The sequence below is a fragment of the Streptomyces sp. NPDC050732 genome (assembly GCF_040654255.1).
Classification (GTDB): domain Bacteria; phylum Actinomycetota; class Actinomycetes; order Streptomycetales; family Streptomycetaceae; genus Streptomyces.
In genome coordinates this window covers 227270-244065 of record NZ_JBFAHP010000001.1, presented here as the reverse complement: position 1 = coordinate 244065, position 16796 = coordinate 227270, and the positions used below count along the sequence as shown (strand labels likewise).

At 74.1% G+C, this 16796-nt stretch carries 16 protein-coding genes, 1 tRNA gene and 1 pseudogene; 11 read left to right on the top strand and 7 right to left on the bottom strand.

All coding sequences use genetic code 11. The annotated features are described in order from the left end of the window. Positions 1 to 47: 47 nt before the first annotated feature. The gene (locus AB0H82_RS01105) at positions 48 to 281 is read right to left on the bottom strand and encodes a hypothetical protein (RefSeq protein WP_362987406.1); all 234 of its coding nucleotides are present in this window, start codon (positions 279 to 281) and stop codon (positions 48 to 50) included. A 187-nt stretch (positions 282 to 468) separates the two neighbouring features. Between AB0H82_RS01105 and AB0H82_RS01100 the strand changes: the two genes are divergently transcribed. Then, complete coding sequence (locus AB0H82_RS01100; RefSeq protein WP_362987404.1) at positions 469 to 954, top strand: CAP domain-containing protein; 486 nt, start codon at positions 469 to 471, stop codon at positions 952 to 954. A gap of 10 nt (positions 955 to 964) precedes the next feature. Here AB0H82_RS01100 and AB0H82_RS01095 read toward each other — a convergent pair whose 3' ends face one another. Further along, complete coding sequence (locus AB0H82_RS01095) at positions 965 to 2038, bottom strand: terpene synthase family protein (protein ID WP_362987402.1); 1074 nt, start codon at positions 2036 to 2038, stop codon at positions 965 to 967. 173 nt (positions 2039 to 2211) lie between these two features. Here AB0H82_RS01095 and AB0H82_RS01090 point away from each other — a divergent pair, with 173 nt between their 5' ends. Further along, entirely contained in the window at positions 2212 to 2427 is a 216-nt protein-coding gene (locus AB0H82_RS01090; protein WP_362987398.1) for a hypothetical protein, read from the top strand. Positions 2428 to 2443: 16 nt separating this feature from the next. Here AB0H82_RS01090 and AB0H82_RS01085 read toward each other — a convergent pair whose 3' ends face one another. Continuing rightward, a complete protein-coding gene (locus AB0H82_RS01085) occupies positions 2444 to 3847 on the bottom strand; it encodes a HAMP domain-containing sensor histidine kinase (RefSeq protein ID WP_362987396.1) in 1404 nt (467 codons plus the stop codon). After that, on the bottom strand, positions 3844 to 4548 hold the full coding sequence (locus tag AB0H82_RS01080; RefSeq protein WP_362987394.1) for a response regulator transcription factor: 705 nt from the start codon (positions 4546 to 4548) through the stop codon (positions 3844 to 3846). Before AB0H82_RS01080 ends, AB0H82_RS01085 begins: the two co-directional genes overlap by 4 nt. 99 nt (positions 4549 to 4647) lie before the next feature. On the opposite strand from AB0H82_RS01080, the gene AB0H82_RS01075 reads away from it, so the two are divergent. Next, positions 4648 to 5214, top strand: a complete 567-nt coding sequence (locus AB0H82_RS01075) for a hypothetical protein (RefSeq protein ID WP_362987392.1) — start codon at positions 4648 to 4650, stop codon at positions 5212 to 5214. 21 nt (positions 5215 to 5235) lie between these two features. On the opposite strand, the gene AB0H82_RS01070 is transcribed toward AB0H82_RS01075, so the two are convergent. Together AB0H82_RS01070 and AB0H82_RS01065 are read right to left on the bottom strand one after the other, a co-directional pair. After that, positions 5236 to 6096, bottom strand: a complete 861-nt coding sequence (locus AB0H82_RS01070; RefSeq protein WP_362987390.1) for a fused MFS/spermidine synthase — start codon at positions 6094 to 6096, stop codon at positions 5236 to 5238. Positions 6097 to 6165: 69 nt separating this feature from the next. Beyond that, a complete protein-coding gene (locus AB0H82_RS01065; RefSeq protein ID WP_362987720.1) occupies positions 6166 to 6696 on the bottom strand; it encodes a hypothetical protein in 531 nt (176 codons plus the stop codon). Between the two features lie 322 nt (positions 6697 to 7018). Between AB0H82_RS01065 and AB0H82_RS01060 the strand changes: the two genes are divergently transcribed. After that, positions 7019 to 8428 carry a tetratricopeptide repeat protein gene (locus AB0H82_RS01060; protein ID WP_362987388.1) on the top strand — a complete coding sequence of 470 codons (1410 nt, stop codon included), beginning with the start codon at positions 7019 to 7021 and terminating at the stop codon, positions 8426 to 8428. Positions 8429 to 8475: 47 nt separating this feature from the next. On the opposite strand, the gene AB0H82_RS01055 is transcribed toward AB0H82_RS01060, so the two are convergent. Beyond that, complete coding sequence (locus AB0H82_RS01055; RefSeq protein ID WP_362987386.1) at positions 8476 to 9069, bottom strand: histidine phosphatase family protein; 594 nt, start codon at positions 9067 to 9069, stop codon at positions 8476 to 8478. Between the two features lie 253 nt (positions 9070 to 9322). Between AB0H82_RS01055 and AB0H82_RS01050 the strand changes: the two genes are divergently transcribed. The 7 genes and pseudogenes from AB0H82_RS01050 (at position 9323) to AB0H82_RS01020 (ending at position 16751) form a co-directional block, all read left to right on the top strand. Then, the gene (locus tag AB0H82_RS01050; protein ID WP_362987384.1) at positions 9323 to 10294 is read left to right on the top strand and encodes a phosphatase PAP2 family protein; all 972 of its coding nucleotides are present in this window, start codon (positions 9323 to 9325) and stop codon (positions 10292 to 10294) included. Then, the gene (locus AB0H82_RS01045; protein WP_362987383.1) at positions 10227 to 11384 is read left to right on the top strand and encodes a hypothetical protein; all 1158 of its coding nucleotides are present in this window, start codon (positions 10227 to 10229) and stop codon (positions 11382 to 11384) included. Before AB0H82_RS01050 ends, AB0H82_RS01045 begins: the two co-directional genes overlap by 68 nt. 928 nt (positions 11385 to 12312) lie before the next feature. Continuing rightward, complete coding sequence (locus tag AB0H82_RS01040) at positions 12313 to 13929, top strand: hypothetical protein (RefSeq protein WP_362987381.1); 1617 nt, start codon at positions 12313 to 12315, stop codon at positions 13927 to 13929. Next, the gene (locus AB0H82_RS01035) at positions 13929 to 15293 is read left to right on the top strand and encodes an AAA domain-containing protein (RefSeq protein WP_362987718.1); all 1365 of its coding nucleotides are present in this window, start codon (positions 13929 to 13931) and stop codon (positions 15291 to 15293) included. Before AB0H82_RS01040 ends, AB0H82_RS01035 begins: the two co-directional genes overlap by 1 nt. 254 nt (positions 15294 to 15547) lie before the next feature. Beyond that, the gene (locus tag AB0H82_RS01030; RefSeq protein WP_362987379.1) at positions 15548 to 15910 is read left to right on the top strand and encodes a hypothetical protein; all 363 of its coding nucleotides are present in this window, start codon (positions 15548 to 15550) and stop codon (positions 15908 to 15910) included. A gap of 164 nt (positions 15911 to 16074) precedes the next feature. Next, positions 16075 to 16687 (top strand): annotated as a pseudogene (locus AB0H82_RS01025) (bifunctional DNA primase/polymerase). Continuing rightward, a tRNA-Lys gene (locus AB0H82_RS01020) sits at positions 16678 to 16751 on the top strand. The pseudogene AB0H82_RS01025 and the gene AB0H82_RS01020 overlap by 10 nt, the downstream one beginning before the upstream one ends. Positions 16752 to 16796: the final 45 nt, after the last annotated feature.

The window sequence follows — 16796 nt, the reverse complement described above, 5'->3', positions numbered from 1 at the left end:
TGGGAGCCGTCCCAGGGACGGCTCCCACCCTCGTGTCGTGCCTGACGTCAGTCCTCCAGGCCCCATGTGAAGCCACCGGAGACGGTGCCGTGCCGCGGGACGTCGAACGGGCCCACGTGCAGCGGGTGATCGTGGTCGCGGACGTGGTCGTGGTCCCCGTGGTACGTGTCCGAGACCTCGGGCCCCGGGTAGAGCGAGTTGTGGTCCGACGGCACCGAGGCGGCGGCCGCAGCCGCACCACCCACCATCACCGCGACGGCGGCAAATGACACGACTGCCATACGGCGAAACCGCACTGACATGAAAATCCTCCTGCACGAAAGATGTGGACGATAAAGATGGACACGGGTAACGGGAATCGGCTATTCCACCATAGCGGCCCACCGCTGACACAGGAAAGAAAAACGCCGCGGGCGCGCGAGTGCATCAAATAGAATGAGCGAAAAGGAAACATTAAACATGACAGGAATGAGCAGAAGGACAATCGCCCGAATCGCCCGACCCTTCGCATTCCTCGTGGCGCTGCTGTGCTGTCCGCCGCCCGCGTGGGCCGTGCCCGCCCCGCGGTGGGAACCCCCGCCGGCCGGCCTGCTCGACGAGGTCAACAGACACCGGGCCGCGGCCGGCTGCCCCTCCGTGCGGCTGCGGGACTCCCTCAGCCGGGCGGCCCAGCGGCACAGCGCCGACATGTCCCACCACGAGCGCCTCAGCCACGCCGGCACCGACGGCAGCCGCCCGGTCGACCGGATGCGGGCCGCCGGTTACCGCCCAGGACCGGCCGGCGAGGTCATCGCGGCCGGCTCCACCACCCCGCGCGGCACCGTCGCGCTGTGGATGGAGAGCCCCTCGCACCGGGCCATCGTCCTCACCTGCCGCTACACCGACGCGGGCGTCGGCGTGGCGGACGGCCCCGGCGGCCCCTGGTGGACGCTGGACCTGGCCGCCGGGCGCTGAGAGCCCGTGCTCAGCCGAGGTCCGCGTCCCACCACCAGGCGATGCCGGGCGCGCCCTCCACCGGGCCCGGCCGTGTGTCGGACGGCTCGTCGGCGTACGTCAGCAGCGAGTCGTCCATGTCGTCGGGCCAGTGCCCCTGGCTGAGGTAGCGGGGCACCCGCATGCCCCACTCGTTGTTGCCGCGCACCCCGTACCGCAGGCCTTGGAGGTACGTCGCGAGGTCCGCGCCCGCGGTCGGCACGACCCGGTCGTGCAGGTGCAGGAACCGCCACAGGACGCGGTCCCGCAGCATGTTGGCCTCGTGGACGGCCTCCTGCAGCGGGATGCCGCGCTCGGCCATCAGGACGGTGTAGACGTTCTGGTCCGCGTGCCCCTTGGCCAGCTCCTTGTGCAGCGAGTGCCGGTCGTTGTCGAGGGAGGCGACCATCGCCGCCATCTCGGTCAGCGCACGGACCGCGGGCCGGTGCATGTCCCGGTCGGGGACCTCCGCCCCGGTGGCCAGCTCCAGCATCGCGAAGGTGGGGAAGCCGCCCCCCGCCAGCAGCCGCATCACCAGGAACTCGTCGAGGCCCGGCATGCGGCCCACGGCCTGGTTGCCGATCTGCCAGGCCACCCCAGAAAGCCACGCCCGGTGGGCGTGGACGAAGCGGCTGACCTGCGTGGGCGGGGCGAAGGAGCGGAAGCGGCGCATGATGTCCTGCAGAGCGCCCGCGTACCGGTCGTCGGGCCGCGCCGCGCCGGTCTCACAGGCCCGCTGGACCTGTCCCGCCAGGGCGTTGAACTGTGCGGGACGGGTGCTGAGCGGCCCGGTGTCGCAGCGGGCGTCGTCGAAGGCGAAGCCCCAGTACACCCACAGGGCCGTCGCCAGCAGCCGCTCGTCGTCGGCCACCGGGGCGAACCGGGCGTAGAAGTCGGTGCTGTGCGTCGCCACGACCCACGCCCTCTCCCGCTCCGACGCGCACATGCCGCTGTCGCCGATCCACGCCACGGCCTGCTCGTCGACCTGCCGTACCCGAGGGTGGACGGCGGATTCCAGCGGACAGAAAAGAGGTGGCAGTTCCACTTCGGACAGTCGGTTTTTCACGGCAGCACAAACCTTCCGGCGAATGGGCGGGGAAGTCCACGATCATCTGGGACCTCGCGCGATGATGCGACGAGGCAGGCCCGGGGAAAGGGCGTGTCCTTCGAAGGAATGGCGGGGAATGTCCCGTTGACCGCACGGCGTGACCGGCTCGAATTCGCGTCGTTGTAGCAGGCATGCGATCTCGTACGTATCCCCGTGCCGCCGTCCTTCTCGTGACCCTGCTCGCCCTTCAGGGCGGTGCGACCGCCGTCGCCGACGGCCGGAAGCCGCCCGCCCCGCCCGCACAGGTCAACCCGCTCGCGCCGTTCGAGCGGGGAGCCTCCGCCTTCGTCAACATGGCGGCGCCGTTCGTCGACGCGGCCAGTCAGGCGATGTTCCCGAGGAAGTAGCGTTCCCCGGCCGGCGTCACGCCGTCCGGCTCGGGCCCGGGGCCGGGGTCCGCCTGCGGCCGCGCACCGCGGTCCCCCGGTGGCCCCGGCGTCCCTCCGCCGGGCGGCGGGCGTCCCGCTGGATCCAGACGCGGACCTCCGTGCCGCCGAGGACCGAGCTGCCGATGCGGACGTCGCCGCCCGTCGACTCGGCGAGGCGGCGCACGATGTCGAGGCCGAGCCCCGTGGAGCCGTCCGCGCCGGAGCCCGTGCCCCGGGCGAGCGCGGCCGCCGGGTCGGCGATGCCGGGGCCCGCGTCGGAGACGAGCACGATCACGGCGTCCTCGCCGCTGTGCACGTCCACCGAGAAGGCGGTGCCCTCGCCCGTGTGCCGGAAGACGTTGCCGAGCAACGCGTCGAGGGCGGCGACCAGTTCGGGGCGGGCCACCGGGATGCGGACCGGCCGCTCCACACCCGCCACCCGCACCTCGCGCCCCTCGTCCTCGGCGAGCGCCGACCAGAACGCCATCCGCTCCCTGACCACCTCGGCGGCGTCGCAGCCCGCGCCGGGCCCGACCGCCGCGGTCTGCGGCTTCGCGTCGCGCGCGGTGCGGATGATGGTGTCGACCTCGCGCTCCAGCGTCTCGACCGCCGTGCGGGTCTGCTCCGCGGCGGGTCCTTCGCCGAGCGAGGCCGCGTTCAGCCGGAGCACGGTCAACGGCGTACGCAGGCGGTGCGAGAGGTCGGCCGCCAGCTCACGCTCGTTGGCGAGGAGTCGCACCACCTGGTCCGCCATCGAGTTGAACGCCACCGCGGCGAGCCGCAGCTCCTTCGGCCCCTCCTCCGGCACCCGCGCCCCCAGCTTGCCCTCACCGAGGTCGTGCGCGGCGCCCACCAGCCGCTTGGCGGGCTGGACCATGCGTACGCCGAGCCGGTCCGCGACCGCCACCGAGCCGATGACGAGCGCGATGCCGACGCCCGCGAGCACCAGCCACGCCGTGGCCACGCCATTGCTGACCTCGGCCTCGGGGACGTAGATCTCGACGACCGCCGTGCCCGAGCTGAGCGCGGTCGGCTGCAGGACCACGAACCCACCGGGCACCCCGGTGGTCCTGGCCCGGCCCTCCTCGCGGGTCGCCTCCACGGCCCGCGCCCCGGCCCTCGGATCGCCGACCTCGAAGGCCTCGGCGCCGTCGACGGCCGGCACGTACACCGCCATCCGGCCGTCACCGCCCGCCTCGGACGAGGCGACGGCCCGGGTGAGCTCCTCGCGGTCGGTGGTGATGGAGAGCGTGGGGCCCATGCCCGCGCCGTGCCGTTCCGCGTTGGAGATGGCGCGGTCCCTGGCCATCTCCTTGACGACGAGGCCGAGCGGCACCGCGAAGGCCACCACGACCATCGTCGTGACGGCCAGGCACACCTTGACGAGGGCCCATCTCACGGCGCGGGCTCCGGCAGCGGTGGCTCCAGCTTCACGCCGACCCCGCGCAGGGTGTGCAGATAGCGCGGCCGGGCGGCCGTCTCGCCCAACTTCCGCCGCAGCCACGACAGGTGTACGTCGATGGTCTGGTCGTCGCCGTAGCTCTGCTGCCAGACCTCGGCGAGCAGTTCCTTGCGCGGCACGACGACGCCGGGCCGCCCGGCGAGGAAGGCGAGCAGGTCGAACTCGCGCCGGGTCAGGTCGAGCCGCGCCCCGTCGAGATCGGCCTGGCGCCGCAGCGGGTCGATGGAGAGCCCGCCGACGCGGAGCACGTTGCCCGGCGCCGCCTCGCCGGCCGGGACGCGCGCGCGGCGCAGCACGGCCGCCATGCGCGCCGAGAGGTGCTCGACGGAGAACGGCTTGGTGAGGTAGTCGTCGGCGCCGGCGTTCAGGAGCCGCACGATCTCCGTCTCGTCGTCCCGCGCGGTCGCGATGATCACGGGTACGTCCGTGATGCCGCGGAGCATCTTCAGCGCCTCCGACCCGTCGAGGTCGGGCAGGCCGAGATCCAGGATCACCACGTCAAAGCGGAAATGGGCGACCTCGCGCAGCGCCTCCAGGGCCGTGCCGACGCTGCGCACGGTGTGCGACGCCTCGGTCAGATGCCGGATGAGGGCGGAGCGTACGAACTGGTCGTCCTCGACGACGAGCACACTTGCCATGGGCGGCACCGTACGCCATACGGAGGAACGCGGTCCTCCCGCCGGGTGCCCCCGCCCCCGGGGGACAGCGGCGCGCCGCGTGGTGCAGTATGGCCCGCGATGCGCAGAGGACTCGTACACGGAATCGCCTGGTCGCTCGCCACGGGCGCGGCGGTCACGCTGTCCTGGTGGGGCGTCCACACGGTGCTTGCGGGCACCGCCTACGACCCCCCGCGCGCCCTGCCGCTCGCGGGTGACGACGGCGGCGCGGACCGCGCGGAACCCCTGTCGTCCTCCACGCACCGCCCCGAGTCGACACCGGCCGAGAAGCCCGAAAAGCCCCGGAAGCCCTCGAAATCACCGAAGCCGCCGAAGACACCGAAGACCCCGGAATCCGCCGGACCGTCCGGGACACACCCCGACGGACCTTCGGCCCCGCCGCCCACGAACTCCGGCAGCAGCACCGGCACGGTGAAGAGCTACAGCACCGACGGCGGCCGGGTCGTCCTCGACCTCGGCGAGGACTCCGCGACGCTGGTCTCGGCGACGCCCGCGGCGGGCTGGTCGGTGCAGACGTGGAAGCAGGACAAGTGGATCCGGGTGGAGTTCACCGGGGGCGCGGCCCGCGTCTCGGTGTTCTGCACGTGGCACGACACGGCGCCGCGCGTGGAGATCGACGAGTCCTGACCCCCGCGGCCGTCCGGTCGTTCAGCGGAAGACCGACGGCGGCGGCGCCGGTGAGGCGACCGCGCCGGCGTCGGTGACGGCCGCCGCTCCCCCGCCGAAGTCCCGGAGTCCGCGCCCGTGTTCGACCCGGCCGGGGTGCGGGTCGCCCGCGCAGCGCCGGGTCAGCTCGGCGACGGGGAGCTCCCGGTCGGAGCCGAGCAGCACGGCGTTGCCGAAGCGTTTGCCGCGGAGGACGGCGGGGTCGGCGGCGAGGGCGAGTTCGGGGAAGAGCACGGCGGCGGTGGCGAGCTGGCCGCGCAGGTGTGCGAGTGGCGGGCCGTCGGCGAGGTTGGCGGTGTAGTACCCGCCGGGCTTCAGGACCCTGCGTATGTCGGTGAGGAATTCCGTGCTGGTGAGGTGGGCGGGGGTGCGTGCCCCGCTGAAGACGTCGGCTATGACGAGGTCCGCCCAGCCGTCGGGGATCTTGGCGAGGCCTTCGCGGGCGTCGGTGCCGCGCACGCGTATGCGGCTCTGCGGGTCCAGCGGCAGCTCGCGGCGGACGAGTCGGACGAGGGCGGTGTCGCGCTCGACGACCTGCTGGGTGGAGCGGGGGCGGGTCGCGGCTATGTAGCGGGCGAGGGTGAAGGCGCCGCCGCCGAGGTGCACGGCGTGGACCGGCTTGCCGGGCGGGGCGACGAGGTCGGCGATGTGGCCGATCCTGCGCTGGTACTCGAAGTCGAGGTACGCGGGGTCGTCGAGGTCGACGTGGGACTGCGGGGCGCCGTCCACGAGCAGCGTCCAGGCGCGCGGCCTGTCCCGGTCGGGCATGAGCTCGGCGAGTCCGCCGTCCACCTTCTCGACGACGGCCTCCCGCGCTTCCCGGGCCCGCTTGTTCCTTGCCATCGGACCATTATCGGCGTACGCGGACGGCAGGGCCCGCCGGCGGTGCGCTCCGGTCCGCCGCGGGCGGGCTCAGCGGCAGTTGTCGGCGGCCTCGATGGTGCGGGCGGCCTGGCCGAGCGCGGCCCGCAGGACGGCCGGGTCGGTGACGGAGTCGGTCTCGCCGCCCGGCGGGAGCAGCCAGCCGGTGCCCGCGACCGGCGGGTCGGGGACGACGGGCCCGGCGGGCCCGGCCTGTCCTCCCTGGTCCGGCTGTCCGGCCCCCGGGTGTGCGTACACACTCATGCCGCGTCCGTAGGTCTGGGTGCAGGCGCTGCCCGGCAGGTCCCAGGCGTCGGCGGTGCCCGGCGGCACGAGGAAGCCGAGAGTGGCGCAGCCGCCGTCGTGCAGGACGGGGCCGATGGTGTCGCCCGCGCCGCGGCGCAGGATGTCGACCGCCTCCAGGCCCTGCCTGGCCGGGACCGTGACCAGGTCGCAGCACTCGTCGTCGCAGGGCACCTGGCCGGGGGGCGGGGCGCTGCGGTCCGGGGTGGGCCGGTGGCGCGCCGTCGTCAGGGACGCCGGGGACGTGCCGTTCCCCGTACGGGAGTCGCCGTTCTCCATGCCGATCTCCAACAAGGAAACCCTCCTCGCCAGTGCGGCAGCCGCCCGGCTCCCGCTCCTCATGGTTCAACGCGCGAGGGCGTCAACAGGCACTGCGGCACGCCGCCGCAAAGGATGGCAGTTCATGGCGGATCCCGGATGAGATATCCGGTTTGTAGCCAAACACCGCGTGGCGGACCCGTCACAGCGGGTACGTTCGTGCTCCGCCGGAACAGGGCAGGCCCGCGAGACCCAGGGCGCGGACGCGGCGTAACCAGTGCGCAAGCGTGTGCACCATCCGGCACGATCCGCACGAGAGGGTCCGGCCATGGCGTCGTCACCGATGGCATCGTCAACTCAGTCCCCACGACCGAACCTCGCATTCCGACAACTCCGCGGACAGCGCTCACCGGGCGAGTTCGCCGCGGCCGTCCGGCGGTCCGCCCGTGAGATCGGTGAGCGCGTCAGCTGCGACGCCCGCTACATCGGGCGCGTGGAGGCGGGCGAGATCCGCTGTCCCAACTACGCCTATGAACGCGTGTTCCTGCACATGTTCCCGGGCCGGTCCCTGACGGACCTGGGTTTCGCCCCCCGCGCCCTGGTGCGCGGCAGGGGGGCGCGCACCGAACAACCGACCACGATCCAGTTGTACGAGTCCCATCCGTCCGGGTCCGACCCCCGCGCCTGCGATCCGTACGCGGTCCAGACCCACGAGGAGAGCGACGTGCAGCGTCGCGCGTTCATGACCGGTTCCACGGCCACCGTGGCCGCCGCCCTGGGGCCCATCGGCCTCACCCTGGGCGGCCCCGCGGAGGCGGCCGCCCTGCGCGGCCGCAGGGTCGGCGATGCCGAGGCCGGCGCGGTCGAGGAGGCCGTGCGGAAGATCAGGCTGCTCGACGACCGGCACGGCGCCGACGGGCTCTACCGGCGCGCGGCCGCCCCGCTGCGCACCGCCTACACGCTGCTCGACGCGGGGACCACCACCCGGCAGGCCACCTCGGACCGGCTGCACGCGGGCGCCGGTGAGCTGGCGATCTCCGTGGGCTGGCTGGCGCACGACTCGGGCCGCTTCGACGACGCCCGCTCGCACTATGCCGAGGCCCTGGCGACGGCCCGGGTCTCCGGTGACGACGCCCTGGAGGCGCACGCCTTCTGCAACACGGCCTTCCTCGCGCGGGACGCGGGGCGGCCCCGGGAGGCGGTGCGGGCGGCCCAGGCGGCCACGCGCGCCGCCCGCCACCTCGGCTCGCACCGGCTGCTCTCGCTCATCGCGCTGCGGGAGGCCGGGGGCTGGGCGGGGCTCGGCGACCGCTCGGGCTGCGAACAGGCGCTGGCCCGCGCCCACGGCCTCTTCGACCGCGGGCCCCGCGCGGAGGACCCGGAGTGGATGAGCTTCTACGGCCCCGCCGAGTTCGCGGGCCTGGAGGCGCAGTGCTGGTCGGCCCTCGGCGAGTGGGCGCGGGCCACCGGGCACGCCCGGCTCGCCGTGGACACCGCCTCCTCGCAGACCCCGCAGTTCACCAGGAACATCGCGCTCTACACCGCCGAGCTGGCCGACGACCTGGCCCGCGCGGGCCGCCCCGACGAGGCGGCGGCGGCGGGCCTCGAAGTCCTGGCGCTCCTGGGAGAGGTGCAGTCCTCCCGCATCCAGTCGATGCTCGCCACGACGGCGCGGGTGCTCCTGCCGCACCGCAGCACCTCGGGGGTGAGCGGCTTCCTGGAGAGGCACGCCGCCCTGCCGCGCGCGGTCTAGGGCACGGGGTGCGGTGTGGCGGTCGGGCGCGGAGTGGCCTTCGGGGGCTAGGCCAGGTGCCCGGTCTCGTTCCACGACTCGATGGCGGGCTCTCCGTAAGCCCAGCCGAGGACGGAAAGGGACGTCGGGTTGAGGCGGATGCGGGCGGCGAACTCGATGCCGAGGCCCAGCCAGCGCGCGCCGATGACCCGCAGGATGTGGCCGTGCGCGAAGACCAGCACGTCGCGGTCGGCGCTCCTCGCCCACTCCACGACCTCGTCCGCGCGCGCGGCGACCTGCTCCAGCGTCTCCCCCTCGGGGACCCCGTCGCGCCAGATCAGCCAGCCGGGCCGGACGGCCTGGATGTCGGCGGGGGTCATGCCGTCGTACGCGCCGTAGTCGAACTCCATGAGCGCGTCCCAGGTGGTGGCGCGGTCCCCGAAGCCGGCGAGCTCGCAGGTCTCCCGCGCGCGGGAGAGCGGGCTGGTGCGCACCTCGACGTCCGGGAGGCCGTCGAAGGGCGCGCGGCGCAGCCGCTCGCCCAGGAGCTTGGCGCCGCGGCGGCCCTCTTCGAGGAGGGGGATGTCGGTCCTGCCGGTGTGTTTCCCGGACAGGGACCATTCCGTCTGTCCGTGCCGGGCCAGCAGGATGCGGGGGGCCATGGGATCTCTCCAAGTCGTACACATGTCGAATACGGCCACGTGCGCCGACGACACTTTTGATGCTTTTTACGGACAGGGCGCGCCTGCCCCTCCATCATCACCCACCTGTGATCGAGCACCCGACGGGGTGGGCAACCCGGGCGCCGATCTCTGCGTCTTAGTCGGCCGGGGGATGCCTCGCCCGCCTTCGCGTACGCCGTAAAGTGAGGCGGCGGCAGACGCCGCGTGAACAGAGACATGGGGGACCTATCGGATGCCGAAGACCGACGTGCCGGGCATCACCGGCATATCCGGGCCCCGGCTGCGCTGGTGGACGGAGCTGCCGCTGATCGTCCTGGTGTACGCCGCGTACTCGGCGGGCCGGCTGGTCGTCCGCGGTGATGTCTCCAGTGCGATCGACCACGGTGTGGGGATCCTGAAGGCCGAGCAGTTCCTCCGTATCGACGCGGAGAGCCCGCTGAACCGTCTCTTCACCGCCAACGCCTGGATCGGCGTCCCCGCCGACTTCTGGTACGCCTCACTGCACTACCTCGTCACGCCCGCCGTCCTGGTCTGGCTGTTCCGCAGCCGTGCCGTCCACTACCGGGCGGCACGCGCGTGGCTGATGATCTCCACCATGATCGGCCTGATCGGCTTCACGCTCCTGCCGACCTGCCCGCCCCGGCTGCTGAGCAAGGGGTACGGCTTCGTCGACACCATGGCGCAGTACAGCAACTATGGCTGGTGGGGCGGCGAGGCGAGCGCGCCGCGCGGGCTCGGCGGGATGACGAACCAGTACGCGGCGATGCCCAGCCTGCACGTGGGGTGGGCGCTGTGGTGCGGCGTGATGCTGTGGCGGTGCGGGCGCACGCCACTGACCAGGGTGGCCGCCGTCGCCTACCCCCTCATCACCACCATCGTGGTGATGGGCACCGCCAACCACTACCTCTTCGACGCGCTCGCGGGCGCCGCGGTGATGGGCGTCGGGCTGCTGCTCGTGCGGCCCGTGCAGCGGCTCACTGAGCCCGTGATGGACCGGTTGCGGGCCCGCTTCCTGCCGTCCTCGGTGCCCTCATCCGCCACAGAGCCCTCGATTGTCAGTGGCGGATGCCAGACTTCGGCAGGTGAGCGAATTCCCCGACAGCGCAAGCAGAGTGTCGTCCCCGGCACCGAGCCGAGTGCCCGGCCCGCAGACGTCGGCCGACCCGCCGACGCCGGGGAAGGCGCTGCGGCACCGGCTCGCTGAGCTGCGCGGCGCGGATCTTCCCGCGCGGCCGCTGGACGCCCGGGCGCTGGCCGCGCTCGCGGCCAACCCGGGGTGCGGACGGCGTGCGCTGCTGGACGGCGCGGGGGTGGACAAGACGGCGCTCGCGGAGTCCCTGGGCTCCCCCTCGGGCTTCGGTCAGTCCCAGTTCGCGTTCATGCGGGGCAATGCCTTCGAGGCGCGGGTCAAGGCCGACGGCGGCGCGGAGCTGCTGCGGCTGACGCACGCGCGCGTGGGCGGCGGGCCCGAGCCGGTGCCGGGTGAGTCGGCCGTCCCCGACCTGTCGGCGGCGGGCCCCGAGGGGCGCTCCGCGCGGACCGCGCTCGCGCTGCGGGAGGCCACAGGGGCGGGCGGCTGGACGCTCCTCGACCATCCCATGCTGGCCCTGGACGTCGCGGGGACGCCCGCCTTCCTGGAGCCGGACGCGGTGGTGGTCCATCCGGACGGCAGCTGGACGGTCGTCGAGATCAAGTCCTTCCCGATGATCGACGGTTCGGCGGACGCGGCGAAGGTGGGCGCGGCCGCCCGCCAGTCCGCGGTGTACGCGCTGGCGCTGGAGCGGGTGGCGCAGCGCATGGACCCGGCGCCCCGGGTCCGGCACCACGTCGTCCTCGTCTGCCCCAAGGACTTCTCGAACCTGCCGACGGCATCCGCGATCGACGTCCGCAAGCAGCTGTCGGTGACCCGGCGCCAGCTGGCCAGGCTGACCCGCGTCGAGGACATCGCGGCGGAGCTTCCGGAGGGCACGACCTTCGACGTGCGGCGCCCCGCGGACGAGCTGGCCGCGGCGGTCGAGGCGGTCCCCGCGACGTACGCCCCCGAGTGCCTCTCCACCTGCGAGCTGGCCTTCCACTGCCGGGCCCGGGCCCGCGAGTCCGGCGAGGTGACCTCCCTCGGCCGCGCGATCCGCGGCGAGCTGGGCGGCCTGACGACCATCGGCGAGGTCCTCGCCGCCGCCGCGGGCTCGACGGGTGACCCGGCCGACCCGACGGTGGCGGCGCTGCGGAGGGCGGCGGGGTTGCGGCGCGAGGCGGTTGCTGGCGTGGGCGCCTCGGGCGGTGCGGAATGCTGACCCTCGTCCTGACGCCCGGAGGTCACCTCCCCACCCACCCGCCCTTCATCCGCCGGGCGACCGCTGCCCCGCTGCGCAGGGGCGGCGCCGGCTGCGGCCGGGCGGACAGCAGCCGGCCGACCCATGCCGTGCCGGCCGACCGCACCGCCGGCGGACGACCGAGCGGCACCGCGCCTGCCCGTCAGCCCGCCGACGCGCGGCCGGGCGTCGGCGCGCCGGGCCATGCCGTGCCGGGCTGCCCGCCGGATACGGCTCATCCCGGTACCGCTCCGCCGAGCCTCACCCACGGCGGTCAGGCCGCTTGCGGTGAGCCGGGCGGCGGGTCGGACCGCGGGCCACGTGATGCCGTTTCTGTCCCCACCCAGCCGGGCGGCGAGGCCGGCGGCAGTGCTGCCGACGCGGCATCCGGCGAACAGTCCGTCGGCTCCCGGCCGAGTGGCACCAGGCCTGCGGGGTGGGGTGCCGGCGCGGGACGAGGCGAGGAGCCCGTCGGGTCCCGGCCGAGCGGCACCGTGGCCGGTGGGCGGGCTGCCCACGCGGCGCCCGGCGAACAATCCGTCGGCTCCCGGGCGAGTGGTGCCGAGCCTGGGGGGCGGGGTGCCGGCGCCGGAAGCGGTGGCTCGTTCGGCGGCTCCCGGCCGAGCCGCCCGCAGCCCGGCGGTCAGCCCGTCGGCTCCCGGCCGAGTGGTGCCGAGCCTGGGGGGCGGGGTGCCGGCGTCGAAAGCGGTGGCCCGTTCGGCGGCTTCCGGCCGAGCCGACCGCAGCCCGGCGGTCAGCCCGTCGGCTTCTGGCCGGCTGGCTTCGCGGGGCCCGTTCGGGGTGTCGGTGCCGAGCCGGGTGGTGGCGGGTGCTCGCCGTCGGGCCGTCGGGGGGCGGGTAGGTGCGTTCGGGTCGGTAGGGGTCGTGCGCGGGCGAGAGGGGAGTTTCCGTGTCGTTGATCGATGGGCTTGCTCGGTTGGAGGCGGTCGGTACGGGGCGGGCGCAGCCGAGGGCGACGGTGCGGCACCGGCACGTGGCGCGGCGGCCGCTCGTTCTCGTGCCGCTCATCACCGCCGGTGAGGCCGGTGCCCCGCTCGGTGCGCTCGTCGGGACGGAGCGCACCTCGCCCCGTCTGCTCGTCGTGCCGCAGCCCCGCGACCGCGACCTCCGCTTCGCGTTCCTCGCGCAGCTCGCGGAGATCGTTCTGCCGTACGTGGACGCGTTCGCGCAGGACGTCGAGGCCGCCGAGCGCAACGAGACCGATCCGGAGACCGGCAAGCGGGTCAAGGTCGAGGTCGAGCTCTGCACGGACGCGCCGCAGCTGATCGTGCCGAGCCGCGCGGGCATCGAGTTCGTACGGCTCCTCGGCCGGTCCATGCGCTTTCGCCGCACCGCCGAGCAGGACCCCGACGCGCCGTACCCCGCCCCGCCCCGCGTCCCCCTCCTCGGCCGCTGGCTGACGCACTTCGGGGAGCGGGCCCGCGTCCCCGGGTCGTCCCTGCTCGTCGCCATGACCGAGCTGCTGTCCCGGCACTGGGCGACGGGCCAGTCCAGCCTGGAGGACCAGCACCTGGGCGCCCTGCTCGCCTGGATCGAGGCCCCGGAGGGCACCTCGGGCGCCGAGGCCGCGCTCCGCGCCGAGCTGGCCCGGGACGGGGACGGCCAGCTGCTGTGTCCGCCCGCGGGCCCCGCCACCGACCCGGCGTTCGACAACGACCTGCTGGCCCCCGCCATCGAGCGCTACGACCGCGCGCGCACCGCCCTGGCGGCCGCCGAGGACGGTGTCGAGGCGGACGAGCGGCTGGCGCTCCTGACCGCCGCCGAGCGGGAGATCCACGCCCTGATCGACAGCAGGACGCGCCCCACCTGGGACGCCGTGTGGCGCGGCCTCGACGCCCTGTGCACGCTTCCCGAGGCGCCGCACGCCGCCGACCGGTGGACCCGCGACCGCTGGTCGTTCACCGGCCACCGCGACCGGGTGGCGGCCGGCGAGCCGCCGCAGCCGCGCGTCGACGACGCGGTCACCGCGGCGAACAAACTGGCGACGCGCGAGCGCGAACAGGCCCGCCTGGACGCCCAGGAGGCCCTCGACGATCCGCTGGTGATGGCGGGCCGCCGCCTCGCGGGGGAGGCCTTCGTCGGCGAGGTGACCGAGGTCGTCATGGCGTACAGCGAGGGGAAGAGCCCGCGGCCGCGCCCCCTGATCACCGTCCGCACGGACGACGAGCCGCACCTCGGGGAGCGCACGAAGGTGTACCGCGCGCTCGGGGACAAGCCGCAGACCGCGGAGTTCGTGGCGTACGAGGGCGGCGGGAGCGGCAGTAGCGGCGGTAGCGGCAAGGAAGTTGTCGTGCTGCGGCTGGTCGACAAGATGGGGCGCGGCAAGGAGCCCGAGCCCGGTTCCGTCCCCGAGAAGGGGGACCGGATCTGCTGGACGCTCTTCGAGCACGAGCAGCGCGGCGGCCCCAAGCTGCCCGACCCCGAAGCCACCCCATGGACCCACGGCGGCCCGCCGGCGGGCGCCGCGGAGAGTCCCGACCCCGTGACCGCGGAGGACACCCTGTGATCCAGCTCGCCCCGCCCGCGGGCGGCACGTTCGACCCCGGCGCCGAGGCCGCGCGCGCCACGGAGGCGATCCTCCACGACACGCTGCACGGCACGCACCGCGGTGTCGTGGTCGACTCGCCGCCCGGGGCCGGAAAGTCGACACTCGTGGTCCGCGCGGCCCGCGAACTGGCCGCGGCGGGCCGCCCGCTGATGGTGATCGCGCAGACGAACGCGCAGGTGGACGACCTGGTCCTGCGGCTCGCCGAGAAGGACCCGGAGCTTCCGGTGGGGCGGCTGCACAGCAGTGACCCCGATCCGTACGACAAGGCGCTCGACGGCCTCGCGAACGTCCGCAAGTCGACGAAGGCGGGGGATCTGGCGGGCCTCGACGTCGTCATCTCGACGGCCGCGAAGTGGGCGCACGTCAAGGCCGACCAGCTCGACGCACCGTGGGGCCACGCCATCGTCGACGAGGCGTACCAGATGCGCTCGGACGCGCTGCTCGCCGTGGCGGGGCTCTTCGAGCGGGCGCTGTTCGTGGGCGACCCGGGGCAGTTGGACCCCTTCTCCATCGTCGGCGCCGAGCAGTGGGCCGGTCTCTCGTACGATCCGTCGGCGTCCGCCGTGTCGACGCTGCTCGCCCACAATCCCGAACTGCCGCAGCACCGCCTGCCGGTGTCCTGGCGGCTGCCCGCCTCGGCGGCGCCGCTCGTCTCGGACGCGTTCTATCCGTACACGCCGTTCCGCAGCGGCACGGGGCGCGGGGACCGGGTGCTCAGCTTCGGGGTGCCGTCGGACGGTTCGGCCCCTGACCGGGTGATCGACGAGGCGGCGGAGTCGGGGTGGGGACTGCTGGAGCTGCCCGCGCGGAACACGCCGCGTACGGATCCGGAGGCCGTCCGCGCGGTGGCGCAGGTCGTGCGCCGCCTCCTGGACCGGGGCGGCGCGGCGACCTCCGAGCGCGGGCCCGATCCCGCCCCGCTCACCGCCGACCGGATCGCCGTCGGCACCGCCCACCGCGACCAGGCGGCAGCGGTGCGTGCCGCCCTCGCGGACGTCGGCGTCCTTGACGTCACGGTGGACACGGCCAATCGCCTCCAGGGCCGCGAGTACGACGTGACGGTCGTGCTGCATCCGCTGTCCGGGCGTCCGGACGCCACGGCGTTCCACCTGGAGACGGGGCGCCTCTGCGTTCTGACGTCCCGCCACCGGCACGCCTGCATCGTCGTCTGCCGCGCGGGCGTCAGCGCCCTGCTCGACGACCACCCGTCGACGGAGCCGGTCCAGCTGGGCGTCACGGTGAAGTTCCCCGACGGCTGGGAGGCCAACCATGCGGTGCTGGCCCGCCTCGCCGAGCACCGCGTCCCTTGGCGGCCCCGCTAGGGGCGCGAGGAACTGCGCGAGCAACCACGAACCAGCCGCAGACGCGCCTGCCGAGATCGCCGCGCCCGCGACTGCGGCCCGTCGCGGGCTGAGCGCGCAGTTCCCCGCGCCCCTGCACAGCGCCCGGCGGGTCCCTGCACAGCACCGCGTGAGCGGCCTCGCACAGCGCCCGGCGGCGTACTTGCGCGGCAAGGGAGAATGGGAGTCGGCCGGTACCGGACGGACGGCGCGCACCGTACGAGGAGGAAACAACCATGGCGGAGTCCGAGCGGCCCCGGACCGAACAGCGCACCGAACAGCGCATGCGCCCCGCGCCCCTGCTCTTCGAGCCGGCGGAGGCCACGGCCGATCCCGAGCACTTCTTCGACCTGGAGTCGATCGAGGATCCGCGTGAGCTCCTCGACCGCGCCACCGAGCTGACGCACGCGTTCCGTGCCGCGACGGACCGGTCCATCGAGTTTCAGGCCATGGCGGCCGCCCAGCTCGCCGACCCGCGCCGCTTCGACCGGCTGACGCCCGCGCTGATCGCGGAGCGCGCGGAGTGGACCGAGGACTACGCGAAGAAGATGGTGGAGTACGGCCGGGATCTGATGCGGGGCGGGGCGGACAAGCATTAACCCGATGCCCCCGATGCTCCGGGTGCCCCGGTGTCGGGGAGCCGGGCCGTTCGCGATCTTCTGGCATATGCCGGGCGGGGGCAAGGTACTCCCCCGCGCCCCTCACCGTCCCCTTTTCCGGCAACTCCCGGAAACGCGGCGTTCACTTTCGGTAGATGTACGGCATGAGCAGTCCCTCGCCCAGCCATGACGTCTGTGGTCACGACGTCTGTGACGTCACCGCGGAGGGAGCCGCCTGGCTCGCCTCGGCCGAGACGTATTCGCGCAGCGCTCTCGCCCTCTGGCGGAGCCGGCCCGCCGCCCCCGCCGTGCTTCCCTGCGGGTCCGCGTTCGACGTGGTGAGCGTCCCCGCGGTCTTCGGGCGCCGGATGCTCGACCGGTTGTGGGGGGAGGGCCCAGGATCGGGGCCCGTCGCCGCGCACCGGGGGCGGGTCCTGCTCTTCGCTTCTCCGGGCACCGCGCAGCGCCTGCCCGCCCTCCTGGAGTGGGAGGAGTGGGGCCCCGCGGTCCCGTCCGTGCTCTGTCACGGCACGGGCGACGCGGTCACCGTGCCGCCGCTCGTGGCGGGCGGGGAGCCCGGCGGGCACCTCGGATCGCGCTGGCTGGTGGCTCCCGACGCCCGCCATCCGTGGCTCCCGGGGCCCGACGTGTTCCTCTGGGCCTGCGTACGGGCGGCCAGGTCGGCGGCGTCCCCCGCCGTCCCCCGCCGTCCGCTTATCGATTTTTCCTCGCGGCGATCAGAGTGCTAAGGTCTACGACGTCAGCAGGCGCCGCTAGCTCAGTTGGTTAGAGCAGCTGACTCTTAATCAGCGGGTCCGGGGTTCGAGTCCCTGGCGGCGCACAGACGGTGAGAAGCCCCTCGCGGAAGCGGGGGGCTTCTCGCGTG